The sequence below is a fragment of the Pseudoflavonifractor sp. HNCC25GI2 genome (assembly GCF_058136395.1).
Genome location: NZ_JBYUOW010000004.1, coordinates 235446 through 253040, shown reverse-complemented (window position 1 = coordinate 253040; position 17595 = coordinate 235446). Strand labels below are relative to the sequence as shown.

Below are 17595 nucleotides of genomic sequence, written 5' to 3'. Positions count from 1 at the left end.
CTCACTCATCTCCCTCAAAAGGGCGCTCCTCGGGCAGCCCCGTTTCCCCAGCCGTCAGCAGGCTGACCTTTTGCTCCGCCTGGTCCAGCTGCGCAGTGCACTCCCGCAGCAGCTTGGCCCCCTCTTCAAACAGGGCCATAGCCTGCTCCAGGGGCGCGTCTCCCCGCTCCAGCAGAGTCACAATTTCCTCCAGCCGGGTCATGGAGCCCTCAAAGTCCAGTTTTTTCTTTGCTGCCATCCAGGGCACTTCCTTTTCTTATAGTTTGGACCTGTCCGGCCCGTTTTTCTCTTCTTGTGCCTCGACCCGGCAGCGCAGACTTCCGTCACTCAGGCGCAGGGCAAAGTGCTCTCCAGGCTCCGCATCCTCCACCGAGGCAATCACAGCCCCATTCTCCTTCTGGGCAATGGAGTAACCCCGCCCCAGCACCTTCAGCGGGCTCATGGCATCCAGAGCGGCCGCCAGGCGGGCCAGACGCTCCCGCTGTCCCGACACACTCCGCTCCAGCCCGTGGGTGAGGCGGCGGCTCTGGTAGTCCAGCAGCAGACGCTTGTCCCGGATATAGGCGCCCGGGTCCGTCATAACCCGACTCTTTCCCAATCGGCTCAGCTGCTCCCGGCGCAGGGCCAGCAGCCGCACAATCCCCTGCTCCAGCCGTTTTTCCGTCTGAAGCAGCCAGGCACGAATCTCATTTTGGTCCGGCACGGCCAGCTCAGCAGCATTGGAGGGGGTGGCCGCCCGCAGGTCGGCCACAAAATCCGCAATGGTCACGTCCGGCTCATGTCCCACGGCAGAAATAACGGGAATATCCGCCTCATAGATGGCCCGGGCCACGACCTCCTCATTGAATGCCCACAGGTCCTCCATGGAGCCGCCGCCCCGGCCCGTAATAATCAGGTCGGCCGAACCGGTCTGGCAGCACCACCGGATGGCTCCGGCAATCTCCTCCGCGGCCCCTTCTCCCTGCACCCGAACCGGCAGAACCCGGACCTGCGCCATGGGCCAGCGGGCCTTCAAAATCCGCAGCATATCCCGCACTGCGGCACCCGCCGGAGAGGTCACCAGGGCAATTCGCCCCGGAAAGCGGGGAATTGGTTTCTTTCGGCTGCGGTCAAAGAGGCCCTCCCGCAGCAGCTTCTCCTTCAGCTGCTCGAAGGCCACATGTAGATCTCCGGCTCCCTCCGGGGTCAGCCTGGCACAGTAGAGCTGGTATTGACCATCCCGTGGGAAGACGGTCACACGCCCGGCCGCAATGACCTGCATCCCGTTCTGGGGCCGGAAACGCAGCGAGGCCGCGTCTCCCCGGAACATGACGCACCGCAGCGCGCCCTCCCCGTCCTTCAGGGTGAAATAGTGGTGTCCCGAGGGGTAGAGCTTATAGTTGGAAATCTCCCCCCGTACCAGCAGACCGGACAACACCCGGTCCCGGTCCATGAAGCCCTTGATATACTGCCCGACCTGGCTTGGGGTAAGGATGGAAGGGGCTTCTCTCATGGGTGCTCCCTCCGCTCCATGGCACGCCAGGTCAAAAGCGCAATGCCCAGTGCATTGTCCGTGGAGTACTTGGGCAGAGCAAACCAGGCTCCGCATGCCTCCTGCAGCGCGCCGCGCAGGCGGCGGTTGGAGGCCACTCCCCCGGAGCAAAGGACTGGCAGGCCAGGGAAGCGCCGCTGGGCCTCCTGCGTGGCCCGCAGCACCACGTCCGTCACGGTATCCAGGGTGAACTGGGCAATCCGCCCCTGGGGCTCTCCCCGCTGGGCCATGGCCTTGACCTGATTTTCCATGCCGGACAGAGAAAAGGTCAGCTCCTGCAGCTTTACCCGGAAGGGGCGCGCGCCTCCCTCCGGGTCATAAAGCTCGTCCAGCGCTTTCCCGGCAGGAAAGGGCAGTCCCAGCAAAACGCCGGTGCGGTCAATCAGCTGCCCGGCGGAGATGTCACTGGTGCCTCCCAGAATTTCGCACTTCCAGGCCTCCCCTTCCGGCTCCACGTGCAGAAGCTCTGTGGTGCCGCCGGACAGGTGCCAGGCCAGGAAGGGCTGCTCCAGGAGCTCCATATGCCCCGCCGACCAGGCGGCGGCAGCCAGATGCCCCTCTTGGTGGGAAAAGGCATAAAAAGGCACCCCCAGGGCGGCCGACAGGCTCTGTCCCTGCGAGGAACCTACCAAAAAACAGGGCATATAGGACCCCTCTACCCGCCGCGGAGCCGTACTGGCACCCACTGCGGCCAGATTTTGCAAAAGCCCTTGCTCAGCCAGCTGCTCCAGCATCTGGGGCAGGCGCTTGGTATGCTGAAAGAGCGCGTCGCTCTGACGCAGCCCCAGCTCTCCAGGGCGCACGTCCAGAAGCCGGCCCGCATTGCTGCCGTCGCGGCCGTCAAAGACGGCGGCGGAGGTGGTGTAGTTGCTGGTGTCCAGCCCCAGCGCCGCCCCCGTCACGCCTGGCTCTCCTCCCCGTCCTGAGCTGCCTTCTCCGGCTTGGGCGGGGTGTCCGAAAATTCGGCCCGAACAAAGGATCCCAAAATTCCGTTGACGAAGGACACGACCTCCACAGGCTCATAGCTCTTGGCAATCTCCACCGCCTCGTTGATGGCGGCAGCGTTGGGCACGTCGGGCATATACAGCACTTCATACATGGCGGTGCGCATAATGGCAGCAGCCATCCGGGGAATCCGGGCAAAGTTCCAGCCCACCGCATAGCGGCCAATGTAGTCGTCCAGCTCCGGTCCGTGGGAGAATACCCCCTGGACCAGCTCCCTTATGTACTTCTCCTGCTTCTCATTGGGAAACTGGGCGTACAAAGGCATCTCTTCGGAAAGCTCCCGGAACCGCTCCGGCGTCAGCTGGCTGTCCAGCAGCTCCTGCGCGTTTCCATCCCCAAAGCTGAGCTCATAAATCAAATGCACCGCAATCTCTCTGGCGTTGCTTCTCGTCATGGATCTGTTTCCTCCCACAGTTCGTAAATGAGCATAATACAGTGACTCTATTATATACATGAATATGCAAAAAGAAAACCCCCAATTTCTTCAGCAAGCCAAAAAATGGGAGTTATTTTTCCAACAGGCAGCAAAAAAGCCGCCCCTTTGGGCGGCCTTTTCGTCAGGCGTAGAATTTGTGATTTCCAATCACAGCCACGCACTCCTTATTGCGGGAGGCCCAGCTGTTGGAGCTGGAATCAAAGTAAAGGGCGTCCTTTACCTCGGTCACCACACCGCCGTCCAGCACCAGCTTGGCAGCAATCACGCTGGACGCGTTGGGGGTGCGGTTGGCCAGTCGGCCCGACTGATAGGTGGAGAACTGGTTCTTCTGAGCCAGAACACCCTCCACCGTGTTGGGGTAAATGGGGCTCTTCACACGGTTCATGACCACGATGCCCACAGCCATCTGGCCCTCCAGCGGCTGATTGCCGCTCTCGGCGTAGATGATCCGGGACAGCCAAAACAGGTCGTTCTGGTCATAGTAGGAATCGCCCGACTGAATGGCACCGCTGCCGCGGGTCACCGTCACGATTCCGGTGGAGCTCTCCCAACCCAGCTTCGCGCCAAAGGCTTCGGTGACGGCCCACAGGGGAACCACAACCTTGCCATTGACCATCTGCACCCCTTCGGGTAAATACAGATAACGGCCGTTGGCCTCCAGATACAGCTGGCCCACTTTGGCAGTCAGGCTCAGCTTGGAGGTAGTAACGGTGAGTACCTGAGACTCAACGTTCCAGTTGGCCGCGGCGGTCTCGTCCAGACACAGGGCCATGTTGGCCAGAGCCACATAGGTCACCCCGTCCTTCTGGGTCATTTCCACTTCTGCAGGAGCAGCGATTCCGTCAACCAGAAGTCTGCTCTCTGTGCGTTCCGCCAATTCAATGGGATTGGCGGCGGCAGCGGCGGGAATAGCCTGACTGCTCACCTCATAAACGGACTGAACTTCAGTCCCAAGCACCCCGTCGGTTTCGGTGGTGCTCTCCTCCTCTGCCAAGACAGTCACCGGCTGCTGAGGAGCTGTGCCGGCACCCATCAGGAGGAGTAAGGCAAAGGCACACAGCAGCGTGGAAAACAGCTTGCGTATCATTGTCTACACTCCTATGATGAAATTTTTGTCATAATTATGACAACCAAAAGCAACTGGCTGTTACTTTTGTTACCACATTGTAACCAATTCACCACAGAGAATCAAGGGCAAAACTGCACAGACCTATTATGTGATTCTTGTGTATTTTGTCCGTTTCATGAAATATTTTTTGGTTTTTTGAAGCTTTGAGGCGATTTTCTACCCTTTTCGAAGTCAAATGCTCTTTTCCGCCTCTTACAGTTCTTTCCAGGATTTTCTTACAGAAACCTGAAATCAGAAACAAACCGGAGGCCATGTCCAGCGAAACATTCCGCGGACACAGCCTCCGGTATTCAAGCAATGATCGGGTTTCCTTTTTTCAAAATCGCGTTCCGCGCACACCTTAAATTCCGCGGTTGAGCGTTTTACGAAGACGGATTTTTCCCTCCAGCGCCTGGTCGATGAGCGCCAGGAATTTCTCCCGGTCCTCCGGCAGCCCGCCCTTCAGAGGCAGGTAGTTGGAGGCGTGATTACTTGTAAAGTGTAAGGGGTTTACATCTAAATTTTCAATGAGCAGCCGGCACTCCTCCAGCACCTGGTCGGGAGTACAGACCTGAAACCGGCCGGCCAGCACCTCATCCCCCAGGGGCGTGCCCTTGGCGGGTGCGAAGGTCATGGCGGACAGGTGCCGGGGACGCATCTCATTGATCATTTTGGCGGTGGAGAGAATGTGCTCCTCCCAGTCTCCCCCCTGCCCGGTGATGCCCAATATCACTGTCACCCACAGGTCGATGCCCGCCGCCACCAGATTTTGCCCCGCCTGGAGCATCTGCTGGGTGGTGCAACCCTTGTGGATGAAGTCCAGCACTGCCTGGCTGCCGCTCTCCACGCCCAGATAGGCCCGGGACAGGCCCGCCCGGTGCAGCTCCTTCAGCTCATCCATGGACTTGGTCAGAGTGCTCCGTGGGCCGGCGTAGAGGGTTACCTTCTCCAGCTTGGGGAAGGTAGCGTAGAGCTTATGGAGAATTTTCAGCAAATCCTCCGTCTTCATGATAATGGCGTCCCCGTCCATGAGAAACACTCGTTCCACCCTGGGTCCGTAATAGTCCAGGGCCATATCGATGTCCTCCAGAATGTCCTCCACCGGGCGGATACGGAATGTTTTCTCCTTATACATCCCGCAGAAGGTACACTTGTTGTGGGAACAGCCGATGGTACACTGGAGCAGATAGCTCCTCCACTCTCCCGGGGGACGGTATAACAAATCACTGTCGTAACGCATGACACTTCAGTCCTTTCCTTACGCCTGTATCTCCTGCCCCTCCCGGAACACCTTGCGGATATTCTTCTCCGCCTTGCTCCGGGGGAGCATCACCTCGTGGCCGCAGCCCTGGCAGCGCATCTTAAAATCCATTCCAACCCGCAGAACCAGCCAGTCCTGGCTGCCGCAGGGGTGGGGCTTTTTCATCTTTAATACATCGTTTACGTGGATATCCATAGCAGCCTCCAAATCCGGCGTTTCTTCGAATCCTATGGCTTTCATTATAAATTCCCCCCGATGGAATGTCAACGCGAAGGGAGGCGGCCCAAAAGCCGCCTCCCATTTTCAATCTTCTTGTCACGGAATGGGAATTTCAACGTCTCCGATACGCAGCGCTACGGCCTCCTCCAAATCTGCCGGAACAGACCACTGATAGGAGACGAACATGCCATCGCCATCCTCCATTCCCGTACCGAAGCTCCCGCCGTCCCGGATTTCTGTGCCATTTTCCAGAATCAGCGTCACACGGAGCTCATCCATCGCCGCCCGGGAGGGGCTGTACTGGAACCGCACCCCCGTATTGGTCACCTGGAGGTTGGTCAGCTCCACCTGGATGGTATGTTCTCTGCTTTGGTCCCTCACCTCAATGGTGGTGTCTGGCAGAAGGACCGGGGCGGGAATCTGACTGCGGTCCAAGGTAAAGGCAAAGCTCCAGGTCCCTTGGGTCAGCAGTTCCTCATGGCTTCCGCCGCTCTCCACCAGATCGGTGAGGATCAGGGTGACCTCCAGAGGGCTGGTGTCCGCCTGGAACCCCTGGGCAGAGGCATAGCCCATATCCATCAGCATCAGCGCTGAGCCGTCTCCATCTAGCCCTTGATATTGGAAGCCGTAGCCTCCCAGGCCCTCATCTGACTCTGTGGGGTCGGGGGAAAGCTCCATGGTCATCTCCTCGAAGCGGTATCCCCATCGTTTGTAGAAGTCCGCCCCCTCCACCCGAAGGAGAAGGAAGAAGTTGTCGTCCCCCACCGTGGCCGAATCCACGGTCACGGTCACTCCGTCCACGGTCTGGCTCTGGTGAATCTCCTGGGTCAGATGGTCAATCATGGCGGTCTGGCCCTCGCTCATCGCCTGGTGGTTCACCGCCTGCCAGTAGTGGGCAAACCAGCTCTGGATGCTCTGGCCGTACACTGTACCCACCACGGCGCAGCCCAGCAGGAACAGCAGCAGCACCGCCGCGGCCGCCACCGTGGACAGCCTCCGCACAAAGTGCGGCGTTCTTGTCTGTCCCTCGCCCATTTTCATAATCCGCTCTCTCAGCCGGTCCGGGGCCTCCACTCCGTCAAAGGCCCGCTCATATACCCTACGCTCATCCACGTCCGTTCACCTCCGTCAGCTGTTTTTTCAGAAGCTCCCGTCCCCGGGCCAGTTGGGTCTGCACGGTGGAGGGACGGCGGTTCAGCAGCTCTCCAATCTCCCCCACCTGGTACCCCTCATAATAATAAAGGTACAGCGGAAGCCGATACTTCCCCGGCAGGCTCAGCACCGCCTCCAGCAGTTCCTGTCCCTCCCGGTCCTCCGCGGGCAGGACGGCAGCCAGCTCCTCCAATGTCACGGTGTGCCGCCGCCAGGGGGCGGTGAGCAGCCGTTTGGATTCATTCACTGCCACACGGATAAGCCACCGTTTGGCATGCTCCTCGCTTTGGAACCCCTCCTTCTGCCGCAGCAGCCGCAGCATAGTATTCTGGGTCACGTCGTCCGCGTCCGCCGGGCTGCCCACGCAGTTGAGGGCCACCCGGTAGACCAGATTCAGATACCGCTCCGCCAGGGCGGAAAACTCCCGGTTTGTCAGCATAGCTTCACTCCCTTTGAAAGGCCTTTCACCCTCTATACCCGGCAGATAGGCGGAATATCTCACCGGACCAGACATTTTTTGCAAAAAGGGGCGGGACCACAGGTCCCGCCCCTTTGGGTTCTGATTTCAGTTCCGACTGGCTTAGTTCTCCTCCGCGGCGTGGGAGGGAGCGTCCAGGCGCATGACGTCGATGTTCTCCGCAATGCTCTCAATGATGCCGGAGGACACATACTGCTTGGCCTGACGCACAGCGTTCTTGATGGCATAGGCGTCCGAGGAGCCGTGGGCCTTGATAACCGGCTTGGAGATACCCACCAGGGCGGTACCGCCCACCTCGTCGGCGCTCATCAGCTTCTTGAACTCCTTCAGCCCGCCAGACACCAGCACGGCAGCCAGCTTGGTCAGAAGGTTCTTCATAAAGAGTTTCTTGATCTCCCGTGCCAGGAACAGGCCGGTGCCCTCCATAGTCTTCAGGAAGATGTTGCCGGAGTAGCCGTCGGAGACAATGACGTCCACCGCACCCTCCACGGCCTCCCGGGCCTCCACGTTGCCCACAAAGTTGATGCGGCCGGCCTCGCCGGCCTCCTTGAGCATGCCGTAGACGGTGGTCTGGAGGCTGGTGCCCTTGGTGGGCTCCACGCCGATGTTCAGAAGGCCCACCTTGGGCTCCGGGCGGCCCAGCACATGCTCGGCGTAGTAGGAACCCATGTAGGCAAACTGCAGCAGGTACTCCGGAGGACACTCAGCGTTGGCGCCGCAGTCAATGAGCACGGCTCCTCCGCCGCCGGTGGGCACCACAGGGGCCAGAGCGGCACGGCGGATGCCCCGGATGCGCTTGACCACCAGAGTGGCGCCGGAGAGCAGAGCGCCGGTGGATCCGGCAGACACAAAGGCATCCCCTGCCCCGTTTTTCAGCAGGTTCAGGCCCACCGTCAGGGAGGAGTCCTTCTTCTCCCGGAAGGCAGTGGCGGGATTGTCGCACATCTCCACCACCTCACTGGCATGGGCAATCTCCACACCAGCGGGCAGATCCTGGATGCCGTTCTGCTCCAGCACCTTCAGAATCTCCTCCCCACGGCCCACCAGAATGATGTCCACGCCATACTCCTGGCTGGCCTGAATGGCGCCCATAACGGGTGCCTGAGGAGCGTTATCCCCGCCCATGGCGTCTACAATAATTTTCATACTTACAATCCTTCCCTTCCGTACCCTCGGAGCCTGCCGAATATTCCGCGTTCAGGTTAAGTCCAGTTCACCCAGCTTCTCCAATGCACGCTTGGAAATTTCGGCGTTCTTGTTCCGCTTGCCTTTGACCCGATAGCCCAGCTGGGGAATGAGGCCAAAATTCACATTCATCGGTTGAAAGTTTACCACACTTTCGTCACTAATGTAAAGAGCCATGGCTCCAATGGCCGTCTCTCTGGGGAAATTGACGGGTTCCCGGCCGCTGAGCCGCCGGGCCAGCTCCATGGCAGCCAGGCAGCCGGAAGCAGTGGACTCCACATAGCCCTCCACGCCGGTGATCTGCCCGGCAAACATCAGCCGCTCCTGGCCCCGCACCCGGTAGTACCGGTCCAGCAGGCGGGGGGAATCCAGGAAGGTATTGCGGTGCATGACGCCGTAGCGCACGTACTGGGCGTCCTTCAGGGCGGGAATCATGGAGAAGACCCGCTTCTGCTCCGGCCAGCGCAGGTGGGTCTGGAAGCCTACGATGTTGTAGATGGACCCCTGGGCGTTGTCCCGGCGCAGCTGCACCACGGCATAGGGCTCCTTCCCCGTCTTGGGGTCCTTCAGGCCCACAGGCTTCAGGGGACCGTAGCGCAGGGTGTCCACACCCCGGCGGGCCATCACCTCCACGGGCATGCAGCCCTCGAACACTCCGGAGTCCTCAAAGCCGTGGACCTCCGCCTCCTGGGCGGTGGTCAGGGCCTGCCAGAAGGCCTCATACTCCTCCTGACTGAGGGGGCAGTTGATGTAGTCCGGAGTGCCCCGGTCATACCGGGAAGCAAACCAGGCGCTGTCCATGTCCACGCTCTCAAAGGTGACCAGCGGGGCGGCGGCGTCAAAGAAATTGAGGTACTTGCTGTCGGGGAACAGGTTCCCGATGGCCTGGGACAGGGGCTCGGAGGTGAGGGGACCGGTAGCGATGATCACCTGGCCCTCCGGGGGAATCTCCGTGACCTCCCCCTCCTTCACCGTGATGTTGGGATGATTTCGGATCTGCTTGGTAATGGCGGCGGCAAAGGCCTCACGGTCCACGGCCAGAGCGCCGCCGGCCTCTACCCGGTGTGCGTCGGCGCAGGCCATGATCAGCGAGCCGCAGCGGCGCAGCTCCTCCTTCAAAAGGCCCACCGCATTCTCCAGCTGATCGGAGCGCAGGGAGTTGGAACACACCAGCTCTCCAAAGCTGGGGCTGTGGTGGGCGGGGGTCATCTTCTCCGGCTTCATCTCCCGCAGCTCCACGGGAATGCCCCGCCGGGCCAGCTGCCAGGCCGCCTCGCTGCCCGCAAGGCCCGCCCCAATCACAATCACAGGTTCCATAGTTCTCTCCTCAGGTCCCAGTGTGGGAAGCAGAGCGGGATTCTCCCCGCTCCCCTTTCCACATTCTGTTGTTTCTTCGTTCAACGGCGAACAGGCTTTCACCTGCACACAAAGGGTGCCTGGTTACGCCTCTTCCTTCTTCTTGGCCGTACTCTTTTTGGTGGCAGTCTTCTTTGCAGCCGTCTTTTTCGTATCCGCCTTCTTGGCTGTTGCTTTCTTGGAGGCGGTCTTTTTGGCCGTCTTCTTCTCCTCCGCAGCCTCTGCCGGGGCGTCCTGGACCTCCTCCGGCTCTGTCTGGCCCTCAGCGGTCTCCGGCTTCTTCCGCCAGCCGCCCCGCTTCTCCTCAGGGGTGAAGTTGGAGCATTCTTCGTTGATGCAGAAGGCCTTCTTGGCTCCACGGCCCGCCTTCTTGAACATCGTGTGGCCGCAGACCGGGCAGTTGTCCTTCACCGGCACATCCCAGGTCATGAAGTCGCACTTCCGGCTCTCGTCCTTGCTGGTCAGATTCTCGCAGCAGTAGTAGGTGTACTGCTTGCCCGTTTTCTTGCTCTTGCCGGTGCGCTTGAGAAGCCGGCCGCCGCACTTGGGGCACTTGCCCGGCATCTCCACCACCAGAGGCATGGTGAAGTCGCACTGATTCTCCTTCCAGCCGGAACAGGCCAGGAAGGGGCCAAACCGTCCCATCTTGACGGCCAGCCGATGGCCGCACTGGGGACAAATTTCATCGGTGAGCTCCTCGGGAACCGGATAGCGGGGGCAGTCCTCCGCCTTTTTCATCTCCTGGTCAAAGTCCTGGTAAAATTCTCCCAGCACCTGCTTCCAGTCGGCACTGCCCTCCTCCACCTTATCCAGCTCCGCTTCCATCTGGGCGGTGAAGCCATAGTCCACGATGTCGGCAAAATTATCCTCCATCATGGAGGTTACCGTTTTGCCCAAAGCTGTGGGACGCAGCGCTCTTCCCTCTTTCACCACATACATCCGGTTGAGAATGGTAGAAATAGTGGGGGCATAGGTGGAGGGTCGTCCAATTCCTTTTTCCTCCAGGGCCCGGATGAGGCTGGCCTCAGAGTAGCGGGCCGGGGGCTGAGTAAAGTGCTGGTCCTGCTTCAGGCCCTGGCAGTTGAGGCTCTCCCCCTCCTTCAGGTCAGGCAGCGGGGAGCTCTTCTCCTCCTCTTCCTCATCCTTGCCCTCCTCGTACACGGCAGTGAAGCCGGAGAACTTCAGAGAGGAGTGGCTGGCCCGGAAGGTGTAGCCGGAGTTTTCCACCTCAATGGACAGGCTGTCATAGAGGGCGGGAGCCATCTGGCAGGCCAGGAATCGGCTCCAGATAAGCTTATAGAGCCGATACTGCTCCCCGGTAAGATCCTTTTTAATCTCATCAGGTACTAGGTTCACGTCGGAGGGCCGGATGGCTTCATGGGCGTCCTGGGCGTTTCCCTTGGCCTTGAAGTGGCGGGTCTGGGCGGGGTAGTACTCCGCGCCGTAGCGCTGCTGGATAAAGTCCTTGGCAGCGGCCAGAGCCTCCTCCGACAGGCGCAGCGAGTCGGTACGCATATAGGTGATGAGACCCACGGTGCCCTCGCCGGAGATGTCCACGCCCTCATAGAGCTGCTGGGCAATGGCCATGGTGCGGGCGGGGGTCATGTTCAGCTTGCGGGAGGCCTCCTGCTGGAGGGTGGAGGTGGTGAAGGGGGGCGCGGGCTGGCGGCTCTTCTCCTGCCGTTTCACCTTGGAGACGGCAAAGCTCCCCTGCTGCACCTGGGCGATGATGGCCTCCGCCTCCTCCTTGGTGTGCAGCTCCATCTTCTTCTCCCGGCCGTAGAACTGAGCCTGGAAGGAGCCCTGGTTGGGAGAAATGCGGGCCAGATCGGCCTCGATAGTCCAGTACTCCTGGGGCTGGAAGGCACTGATTTCCTCTTCCCGCTCCACCACCAGGCGGGTAGCCACCGACTGTACCCGTCCGGCGGACAGTCCACGGCGGATTTTACGCCACAGCAGGGGCGAGAGCTGGTAGCCCACGATACGGTCCAGAATCCGCCGGGCCTGCTGGGCATTGACCAGATTCTGGTCGATGGCCCGGGGGGCGGCAATGGACTGGTTGACCACGTTCTTGGTGATCTCATTAAAGGTAACCCGATAGGTCTTGTCATCGGGAATATTCAAAAGCTCCTTCAAATGCCAGGAGATGGCTTCCCCCTCGCGGTCAGGGTCGGTGGCCAGATAGACTTTCCCGCTCTTCTTGGCCGCCTTTTTCAAATCGGCGATGACATCCTCCTTCCCCTTGATGGGCTGGTAGTCGGGCACAAAGCCCTGCTCAATGTCTACGCCGATCTTGCTCTTGGGCAGGTCCCGCACATGCCCCATGGACGCCTTTACCTCATAGCCGGGACCAAGATATTTTCCAATCGTCTTCGCCTTGGACGGAGACTCTACAATTACCAGGTCTGTCTTATTTGCCACTTGGTGAAACCTCCTCGCCGGCACAGGCCGTCGTTGTTTTCATCGTGCCGACTTATGACAATATATTAAAACGCAGAAAATTTCAAGTGTTTTTTATGTCTCCAGCCGTAAAAGAGCGGAAAAACGCCTTCCGGTGCTCTCTTCCACCACCCGTTCCACCTGGAGCATGGTGAGCGCGGACAAAATCCGCCGGGCGGGAATGCCGGTTCGTTCCACCAGCTCGTCCGCCGAACAGCTCTCCTCCCCCAGGGCCCGGAGAATGGCCAGCTGGTCGTCGGTGAAGCGGTCGGCCTGCTCAGCGCGGGGCACCCGCTCCAAATGGGGCTTTTGCTCCTCATCGGGCATCTCCTGCTTGACAGAGGCCACAGTCTCCCGCTCCACATCCTCCAGCCGCTGCTGGACCGCCTGCGGGGAGAGCGGTTCTCTCCGGCCAAGCCTGCCCGGAAAACAGCTGCGGTATTCCTCCAGAATGTCTTCACCCCGGGTGACCAGCTTGGCTCCCTGCTGAATGAGCCAGTTAGTCCCCTCGCTCATGGGCGCATCGATGGCCCCGGGAATGGCGAAAATGTCCCGGTCCTGGTCCATGGCGTGGCGCACGGTGCTCATGGTGCCGCTGTGCAGCTTACACTCCACCGCCAGCACGCCCAATGCCAGGCCGCTGAGAATCCGGTTGCGCCGGGGGAAGTGAAAGCCCTTGGGCTCCGTCCCCGGAGGATATTCGGAAATCAGAGCCCCGGCCGCCGCCACATCCTCATATAAGTACCGATTCACTGCCGGATAGGGCACGTCAATGCCTCCGCCCAGCACGCTGACCACCGGCCCGCCCGCTTTCAGCGCTCCCTTGAGGGCACAGGTGTCCAGTCCCTCCGCAATGCCTGACAGCACCAGCGCGCCGCCGGCTGCCAGCTCCATCCCCAGCTTGGCGGCAGCCATCTCTCCATACTGAGACGGCCTCCGGCTGCCAACCACGGCGATGGCCGCCTCCTCATCAAAATCAAACAGCTTTCCCCGCACATACAGCACAGCGGGAGGCGCGCTGATCTGGCGCAGGCGCTCGGGGTAGTCCCCGTCCCGCAGGGTCATAATCCGCAGGGACAGCCGCTGGCAGTCGCCCAGAATCCGGTCGGCGCTGTCAAGCTCTTTGCTATACAGCCCGCTCCGCGCCTTGGGTGCAAGGGGCAGCTGGTCATACTCCTCCCGGTCGGCATAGTAGGCCCGTTCGGGCGTGACAAAATAGTCCAGGACGGTGAGTACACCGGCGGCATCCAGGCCCTGACGGGTGGTCAGCCACAGCCAATATTTCAATCCGGACATTCCTCTGCCTCCCTTTCTCGGCCAAATTTCCCTTTACAATTTCCTCCGCAGACCGTATCGTTAAAGGCAGAGAAGGGAGCGTTTGTATGAAACGTCCGCATTACGCCTGGCTGGTCTGTCTGGGAGGCGCACTGGTTTTGTTTTCCACGGTGGGGCTGGGGGTCAACGTATTTACCATCTATCAGCCGGAGATCATCCGGGTCAACCACTTCAGCAATGCCCAGGGCTCCTGGATCACCACGATTCGAAGTCTGGCGATCCTGATTTCCCTGTTCACGGTCAACCGCCTGTGCACCCGGCTAGGGCTTCGGCGAACCATGACCTTGGGCACCCTGCTGATGGCCCTCTCCTGCCTGTGTTTTGCCATGGCCTCCCGCTTCTTTGTCTATAGCTGCGCCGCCGTTCTGTCCGGGATGGGCTATTGCTACGGCGGGATGGTCCCCCTATCTCTGGTCATCAGCGCTTGGTTTCGGGACCGGCGCGGGTTGGCTCTGGGGCTGGCCTCGGCGGGCAGCGGAATTTCCACCATTTTCGCCCCAACCCTCATCTCCCGGCTTATCCAGCAGCAGGGGCTTCGCGCCGCATTTCTCTGGGAAGGCGGAGTGATTCTGATCACCGCGCTGCTGGCCTGGGCTCTGATCCGGAACGCCCCTTCTGAGCTGGGACTGGAGCCTTACCACCTGGGTGGAACCCAGACTCCGGTTCCGCCGCCCAGGCAGGCCCCCGCGGGCATGACTCCGTTTTATTCCGCTCTTCTGCTCCTGATCGCTTTTCTGGTGGGCGGACCGGGCGGCCCCGGCTTTTCCCACCTGACCGTGCTTTACACCCAGGAGGGCTACGACAGCGGTCTGCTGGCTGTTCTCATGTCCTATGCCGGCTTTGTGATCTTCCTTGGCAAGATTATCTGCGGTCAGGTGTACGACCGGCTGGGCAGCCGCTGGGGCAACTGCTGCTCCTTTGGGGCAACCATATTGGGATTGCTGTTGTGCTGCCTGGCCCCGCTGCAGAGCCTTTGGCTCCCCTTCCTGGCCGTTACATTGGTGGGACTGGGACTGCCCATATCCTCCCTATCCCCTTCTGTCTGGGCCTCCGACCTGTACGGAGACGAGGGCTATGCCCGGGCCGTCCAGGCCACCACCGTCTCCTATATGGTGGGAGTCCTGGTCTTCGGCCCCATCCCGGGGATGCTGGCAGACCGGTTCGGCAGCTATGTGCCCGCCTATGCCCTGTTTGTGGCTCTGGGCGCAGCGTCACTGGCGATTCTCCAGGCGCTGTACCTCCGTCTGGGGCTGGGCGGACGTCCCAAGGCGTCCACGCCCGTTTAACGCCCCATCTCCCACAGCACCACGGTTGCTGCGGCCGCCGCGTTCAGAGACTCGCACCGGGCACGCATGGGGATTTTCAGGGTCCGGCGGCTCATCTCCAGCACCTGGGGACAGACGCCCTTCCCCTCATTTCCGATGACCACAGCGGACCTGCTCAGGTCCGCTGTTCTGATATCTACCGTGTCCTCCCGAAGGGCGGTGGCATACAGAGGCAGGCCGGACCGCTCCAGCAGCTCCCCCAACGTCTCCGTCTCCATCTCGTAGACCGGCAGCCGGAAGCAGGCCCCCATGGTGGCCCGCACGGTCTTTGGATTCCAGGGGTCGGCACAGGCATTGACCAACAGAATTCCATCCGCCCCCAGGGCGTCAGCGGTGCGCCAGATGGTGCCCACATTGCCGGGATCCTGGAGGCCGTCCAGCACCAAATACCGGCTGCCCGGAAGCACCTCCGGGATGGACTGCTCCGGAATTTGGCAGGAAAAGAGTGCCCCTTGTGGGGAACGCATGGGAGAAATGGACTCCATCACGTCCCCCGGCACCTGGAGCACCGTTACCGAATCCGGAAGCGCGGGCACCGGCACGTCTGGGGTCAGCACCACGGTGTCCAGAGGCGCGTGCCAACGCACGGCCTCCTCCAACAGCTTGGTACCATCTCCCACAAAGAGTCCCAGCTCACGCCGGAAGCTGCGCTGCGCAGCCAGCTTGCGCAGTTCGGCCAACCTGGGGTTCTTCCGGCTGGTAATCCGCTCCATCACAGCTTTTCCATCCTCTCAATGTCCTGATTGCTGCCCAGTACCACCAGGCAGTCTCCGGCCTGAAAGGCGTAGTCGCCCTCGGGAGAAATAATCATCTCCCCGCTCTCCTGACGGATTGCCACCACATTCAGGTGATACTTTGCCCGGATGTTCAGCCCACGCAGGCTTCCGCCCTGCCAGGGCTTGGGACAGCGGCGCTCCACCACGGAAAAGTCCTTGGACAGCTCGATAAAATTCAGCACGTCTACATCACTGAGATTACGCGCCAGGTGGATGGCCATCTCCTGCTCCGGGAAAACCACCTGATCAGCCCCGATTTTCTCCAGCACCTTGCGATGTACGGCGCTGCTGGCCTTACTGACCACTCTGGGCACACCCAGTTCCTTTAAATTTAAGGTAATCAGGGCGCTGTCTCCCACATCCGCGGAAAACGCCACCACGGCGCAGTCGTAGTTCCGCACCCCCAGTGCCCGCAGTGCTTCGGGGTCCCGGGCATCGGCGGCCACCGCCTGGGTCACCACGTCGGCCACCGCCTGTACCTGCTCCTCCAGCACGTCGATGGCCAGCACCTCATGGCCCTGATCACACAGCTCTCTGGCCAATGAAATTCCAAATCGTCCCAGTCCAATGACAACAAAGCTTTTCATTGCGTATAACGCTCCTTTCCAACCCGTGGCTTATCCAATCAGCATATCCGCTGTGGGATAGCGCAGCTTGCTCTCCGCCGGCCGAATCAAAAATGCGATGGAGAAGGACAGAATCCCCACCCGTCCCAAATACATATACAAAATCAGGATGAGAGAGCTGGCCGGGCTAAGCTGAGGCGTGACCCCCATGGACAAGCCCACCGTTCCCAAAGCCGAAGCCGTCTCATAACACGCATCCAGGATGGGTAGTCCATCCAGCATGGACAGCGCGATGGAGCCCGCCACAAACAGCAGCAGCACCGCCATGACCAGGGTCAGGGCGTCCAGCACACGCCGCTGCGGGATGGTCCGGCCCCGGATAATGACCTGCTCCCGGCCCCGAAGGCTGTCCCACAGGGTCAACAGCAGCACACCTGCCGTCACAGTCTTAATGCCGCCGGCAGTGGATCCGGAGGATCCGCCGATGAGCATCAGCAGGGCGGACATGGCGGCAGAACTCTCCGTCAGCGCTCCCTGGTCAATGGTGGAAAAGCCGGCGGTGCGGAGGGTAACCGACTGGAAGAGAGCATTGAGCACCTTCTCCCCCGGTCCCATGGTTCCAAAGGTGTCCGGGTTATTCCATTCTGCCAGCAGGAAGAACAGCCAGCCGAAGAGAATCAGACCACCGGTAATGGACAGAGCCAGCTTGGAGTATAGGGTAAGGCCACGCCAGTTCCGATGCTCGGCGATATCCTCCCATACAAAAAAGCCGATGCCGCCCACCACAATGAGGGTCATGATAACCCCAAGCACCACAGGATCCCGGGTATAGGCCACCAGACTGGAGTATTCACCGGAGTACTCTCCCATCAGGTCAAACCCGCCGTTGCAGAAGGCGGATACGCTGTGGAAGATGGAGAACCAAATGCCCTGTCCCCATCCGAACTTCGGTACAAACCGGGTGGCCAGAATCAGCGTCCCAATTCCTTCCATCAGGAAGGTACCCATGAGGGCATGCCGTGTGGCACGCACCACGCCAGCGGTCCGGGTCATATTCAGCGCCGAGGCCATCACCACCCGCTGGGTCATACCGATGCGCCGCTTCAGCGCCAAAAACAACAGCGTAACCAGAGACACAAAGCCCAGGCCGCCCAGCTGGAGCATGACCAAAATCACGCCCTGGCCAAAGCCGCTCCAATGTAAAAAGGTATCGGCCTGTGCCAGTCCTGTGACACAGGTGGCCGAAGTGGCGGTAAACAGACAGACAAGCCACGAGGTAGGCTGTCCGTCCCGTGCCGCCACAGGCAAATGCAGCAGCAAAGTACCCAGCAGGATAATCGTACCAAACCCCACAACAATCAGGCGGGTTGGGTTTAGCCGCCTGCCTCCGCGGGAAAAAAAGGGCAAATTCAAGGTGTTTTCG

At 60.5% G+C, this 17595-nt stretch carries 17 protein-coding genes; 1 reads left to right on the top strand and 16 read right to left on the bottom strand.

Translation table 11 applies throughout. The features are described from left to right. Position 1: 1 nt before the first annotated feature. The 13 genes from AC3YUO_RS07860 to dprA form a co-directional block, all read right to left on the bottom strand. A complete protein-coding gene (locus AC3YUO_RS07860) occupies positions 2–238 on the bottom strand; it encodes an exodeoxyribonuclease VII small subunit (protein ID WP_489962475.1) in 237 nt (78 codons plus the stop codon). A gap of 18 nt (positions 239–256) precedes the next feature. Then, on the bottom strand, positions 257–1492 hold the full coding sequence (gene xseA / locus AC3YUO_RS07855) for an exodeoxyribonuclease VII large subunit (RefSeq protein WP_489962474.1): 1236 nt from the start codon (positions 1490–1492) through the stop codon (positions 257–259). Then, on the bottom strand, positions 1489–2433 hold the full coding sequence (locus tag AC3YUO_RS07850) for a tRNA (adenosine(37)-N6)-threonylcarbamoyltransferase complex transferase subunit TsaD (RefSeq protein WP_489962473.1): 945 nt from the start codon (positions 2431–2433) through the stop codon (positions 1489–1491). The genes xseA and AC3YUO_RS07850 overlap by 4 nt, the downstream gene beginning before the upstream one ends. Beyond that, positions 2430–2930 (bottom strand): transcription antitermination factor NusB, encoded by a 501-nt coding sequence (gene nusB / locus AC3YUO_RS07845; RefSeq protein ID WP_489962472.1) that lies wholly within the window; start codon positions 2928–2930, stop codon positions 2430–2432. The genes AC3YUO_RS07850 and nusB overlap by 4 nt, the downstream gene beginning before the upstream one ends. A gap of 163 nt (positions 2931–3093) precedes the next feature. Beyond that, on the bottom strand, positions 3094–4059 hold the full coding sequence (locus AC3YUO_RS07840; RefSeq protein WP_489962471.1) for a cell wall hydrolase: 966 nt from the start codon (positions 4057–4059) through the stop codon (positions 3094–3096). 382 nt (positions 4060–4441) lie between these two features. Beyond that, positions 4442–5320 carry a B12-binding domain-containing radical SAM protein gene (locus tag AC3YUO_RS07835; protein WP_489962470.1) on the bottom strand — a complete coding sequence of 293 codons (879 nt, stop codon included), beginning with the start codon at positions 5318–5320 and terminating at the stop codon, positions 4442–4444. 18 nt (positions 5321–5338) lie between these two features. Then, positions 5339–5536, bottom strand: coding sequence for a DUF951 domain-containing protein (locus tag AC3YUO_RS07830; RefSeq protein ID WP_489962469.1), 198 nt, complete (start codon positions 5534–5536; stop codon positions 5339–5341). 120 nt (positions 5537–5656) lie between these two features. Next, on the bottom strand, positions 5657–6673 hold the full coding sequence (locus AC3YUO_RS07825) for a DUF4179 domain-containing protein (protein WP_489962468.1): 1017 nt from the start codon (positions 6671–6673) through the stop codon (positions 5657–5659). Next, positions 6666–7151, bottom strand: coding sequence for an RNA polymerase sigma factor (locus tag AC3YUO_RS07820; protein WP_489962467.1), 486 nt, complete (start codon positions 7149–7151; stop codon positions 6666–6668). The genes AC3YUO_RS07825 and AC3YUO_RS07820 overlap by 8 nt, the downstream gene beginning before the upstream one ends. A gap of 141 nt (positions 7152–7292) precedes the next feature. Continuing rightward, entirely contained in the window at positions 7293–8336 is a 1044-nt protein-coding gene (plsX, locus tag AC3YUO_RS07815) for a phosphate acyltransferase PlsX (protein ID WP_489962466.1), read from the bottom strand. 51 nt (positions 8337–8387) lie between these two features. Further along, entirely contained in the window at positions 8388–9692 is a 1305-nt protein-coding gene (trmFO, locus tag AC3YUO_RS07810) for a methylenetetrahydrofolate--tRNA-(uracil(54)-C(5))-methyltransferase (FADH(2)-oxidizing) TrmFO (protein ID WP_489962464.1), read from the bottom strand. Between the two features lie 123 nt (positions 9693–9815). Continuing rightward, entirely contained in the window at positions 9816–12152 is a 2337-nt protein-coding gene (gene topA, locus AC3YUO_RS07805; protein WP_489962463.1) for a type I DNA topoisomerase, read from the bottom strand. A 93-nt stretch (positions 12153–12245) separates the two neighbouring features. Next, on the bottom strand, positions 12246–13466 hold the full coding sequence (gene dprA / locus AC3YUO_RS07800) for a DNA-processing protein DprA (RefSeq protein ID WP_489962462.1): 1221 nt from the start codon (positions 13464–13466) through the stop codon (positions 12246–12248). A gap of 86 nt (positions 13467–13552) precedes the next feature. On the opposite strand from dprA, the gene AC3YUO_RS07795 reads away from it, so the two are divergent. Then, entirely contained in the window at positions 13553–14791 is a 1239-nt protein-coding gene (locus AC3YUO_RS07795; RefSeq protein WP_489962461.1) for an MFS transporter, read from the top strand. Here the strand turns inward: AC3YUO_RS07795 and AC3YUO_RS07790 are convergent. Genes AC3YUO_RS07790 through AC3YUO_RS07780 form a run of 3 tightly spaced genes read right to left on the bottom strand, consistent with a single transcriptional unit; the run spans position 14788 to position 17525 of the window. Beyond that, complete coding sequence (locus AC3YUO_RS07790; protein ID WP_489962539.1) at positions 14788–15543, bottom strand: TrmH family RNA methyltransferase; 756 nt, start codon at positions 15541–15543, stop codon at positions 14788–14790. The two genes, AC3YUO_RS07795 and AC3YUO_RS07790, sit on opposite strands and share 4 nt — an antisense overlap. After that, positions 15543–16193 (bottom strand): potassium channel family protein, encoded by a 651-nt coding sequence (locus AC3YUO_RS07785; RefSeq protein WP_489962460.1) that lies wholly within the window; start codon positions 16191–16193, stop codon positions 15543–15545. The genes AC3YUO_RS07790 and AC3YUO_RS07785 overlap by 1 nt, the downstream gene beginning before the upstream one ends. A gap of 30 nt (positions 16194–16223) precedes the next feature. Then, entirely contained in the window at positions 16224–17525 is a 1302-nt protein-coding gene (locus tag AC3YUO_RS07780; protein WP_489962459.1) for a TrkH family potassium uptake protein, read from the bottom strand. Between the last annotated feature and the right edge of the window lie 70 nt (positions 17526–17595).